This window comes from uncultured Candidatus Puniceispirillum sp. (genome assembly GCF_963979125.1).
Taxonomy (GTDB): Bacteria; Pseudomonadota; Alphaproteobacteria; order Puniceispirillales; family Puniceispirillaceae; genus Puniceispirillum.
Map to the genome: position 1 here is coordinate 1 of NZ_CAXBVX010000181.1, position 1871 is coordinate 1871.

At 48.4% G+C, this 1871-nt stretch carries 1 protein-coding gene; it reads left to right on the top strand.

Annotation, left to right across the window (positions count from 1 at the left end; all coding sequences use genetic code 11):
* The first annotated feature begins 77 nt into the window (after positions 1-77).
* Positions 78-1679 carry a choline-sulfatase gene (betC, locus tag ABNT28_RS10975; RefSeq protein ID WP_348721625.1) on the top strand — a complete coding sequence of 534 codons (1602 nt, stop codon included), beginning with the start codon at positions 78-80 and terminating at the stop codon, positions 1677-1679.
* Positions 1680-1871: the final 192 nt, after the last annotated feature.

A 1871-nucleotide genomic window follows, 5' to 3' on the forward strand; every position in this document is an offset into this window, starting at 1 on the left:
GATAATATGGTTAAACTTGACGCGCCTGCCGAAGCCTATAGCCGCTTTGGTTTTGCGCGTCCAGATGGGGGTGTCAAATGAGTCATCAGCCAAATATCCTGCTAGTGATGGCTGATCAACTGGCAGCGCAAGCCCTGTCGCTCTATGGCAATGGGGTCTGCAAGACACCTAATCTTGAACGGCTTGCCGCGCAAGGCGCCGTCTTTACCAATAATTATTCGAACAATCCTTTGTGTGTTCCCAGCCGGGCATCAATGCTGACGGGACGATTAAGCCCTGATATCGGGGTTTATGACAATGCAAATGAGATCGCATCATCACTGCCAACGATGGCGCATTTCATGCGTGCGCAAGGCTATCAGACCTTTTTATGTGGCAAGATGCATTTTATTGGGCCTGATCAGCTTCATGGGTTTGAAGAACGTCTGACGACTGACGTTTATCCGGCCGACTTTCAATGGATTGCAGATTGGTCGGCTGGCCCGGCCTTTGTGCCATCAGGTACGGCTCTTAATGGGGTTGTTGAGGCTGGCCCCTGTATCCGAACCATGCAGGAAGATTATGACGATGACGTGGCGTTTCAGGCCTCTCGTAAAATCTATGACCTTGCCCGATCAGACGATAAGAAGCCGTTTTTTGGGGTGGTTTCGTTTACCAGCCCGCATACACCCTTTAATGTTTCGCAGCGCTACTGGGATCTCTATGATCACAAGGATATTGATTTGCCAGCCGTGTCTGAAATTCCCTTTGCCGCGCTTGATTATTTTTCGAAGGCTTTGTTCTTCGCACATGGTCGGCACCGCCATAGCATAACTAAGGATCATCTGCTAAATGCACGCCATGCCTATTATGCGATGATTTCTTATCTTGATGAAAAACTTGGGCAGATGCTGGATCAATTGGACGAAACGGGTTTGCGCGAAGACACAATTGTCATTTTCACATCAGATCATGGTGAGATGATGGGCGAGCGTGGAATGTGGTTTAAACAATGTTTTTGGGAATGGTCAGCACGTGTACCTCTAGTTATATCGGATGGGCGCGTTGCAAATAATATGCGAATTGATGCGAACAGCTCGCTTATTGATTTGCTGCCGACATTTATCGATTTTGGCGGAAAGGATACAGCGCTGCTTCGCCCGGCGATAGCCGAGTTAGCTGGGCATAGTCTCATGCCACTTCTGACAGGTAATGCGAGTATAGCGGCAGATTATGTGATCGCTGATTATCTGGCGATTGGACCGTGCGTGCCATGCCGTATGGTCAAAAAAGGTGAGTATAAATATATTTATACTCATGGCCACCCTGATCTTTTGTTTAACCTGGAGGCTGACCCCGATGAGCGCGTTAACCTTGCCGAATATGCGTCCAATGCGCCAATTCTTGCCGTGCTTAAAAAGATTGGCATGGATGGCTATGATCCGGACATGCTGATGGCCAAAATTGTCGCAAGCCAGCGTCGCCGGAGCTTTATTGCCAAGGTGCCGGGCAAAAAACCAGATTGGGATTATGTGGCATTTCAGGGGGATGCTGAGCGCTATGTTCGGCGTGATGGCGTCGATGCGACAAAGTCACGGCTAAGATTGCCGCAGGCCTCAACGATACCACCAGACTTGCCAGAACTTTCATCAACAATGATCGACTGCATGATGCGCGGTGAAATTGACTTTCAAAAGTAACAGCGCTTCAAATCTGTTATTGGACCTTTACTATCTACCCATGATCTCCGTTTATCAGCAACGGCCGTCAGGCCAAAGCCAGGTAAAGGAAATTAATCCCGCCACCAAACGCCATCAAATCGACCAAGATTTCATGGTTATGGTTGGTCATTTTCTTGAGTATTACTTTGCCAAGCATATTGCCTGGTATTG